Origin of the sequence: Rhizobium sp. H4, from assembly GCF_003013335.1 — a bacterium.
In the GTDB taxonomy this organism is placed as follows: Bacteria; Pseudomonadota; Alphaproteobacteria; order Rhizobiales; family Rhizobiaceae; genus Rhizobium; species Rhizobium sophoriradicis.
In genome coordinates, this window is the sequence record NZ_PSOW01000058.1 from 1 (window position 1) to 715 (window position 715).

The 715-nt window shown below is 55.2% G+C and carries 1 pseudogene; it reads right to left on the reverse strand.

What is annotated here, in order from left to right:
* A pseudogene (locus C4N04_RS31455) lies at window positions 1-605 on the reverse strand (hypothetical protein); the annotation flags it as partial.
* Between the last annotated feature and the right edge of the window lie 110 nt (window positions 606-715).

Below are 715 nucleotides of genomic sequence, written 5' to 3' on the forward strand. Positions count from 1 at the left end.
AGCTCATAATCCGTCTGGATATGCTGGTCGCCCAGCCATTCGGTATGGTCGAGCGACAATCCGCTGCGGCCTTCGATCGATGGATCAACCTGCTGCAGCGGCGAAGTTGATCTGAACTCGGCACGTGGATCCGAACGGCCGTCCAGACCGGCCGGTTCCCGGCCACTTGCCTGCTCAGGGGACAACCCCGACGCTGCGTTCGCCTCAACGACTTGCTGGTACTGCCGAAGCCGATTGAAAGACATATTGAGGTTTTTTCCCACGGCTTCGCTGAAGTCTTGGTAATCTATTTTCAACGACTGTCGCTGCTCATCAGTACCGGTGTGTCGGCTGACTATGCTCTCCCTGCCCTCCCTTTGGAGCCAATCGCTAAACTTTCGTTGATTGCTGGCCAGATTCCAGACAACATTCCTCTTGGAAGTCGAGTCCGATCCGAGCTTGCTCAGCGCTTCCTTGGCGAAGCCATCAATCATGAGGGCGTCGTCGGGATAAGGATGATGCTGTTTCAACTGCGACTCGGCGCCTAGATACTGCCGCAGCCGATCGAAACTCACGACCACTTTTTTTCCTTCCTCCTTGGTAAAGGCCCTAAAATCCTCCTTCAACGACTGTTGCTGCTCATCACTGCCGTTGAGCCGGCTGACTATGCTCCCCCTGCCCTCCCTTTTGAGCCAAGCGCTAAACTTTCGTTGCCCACTGGCATTATTCCGAGAAG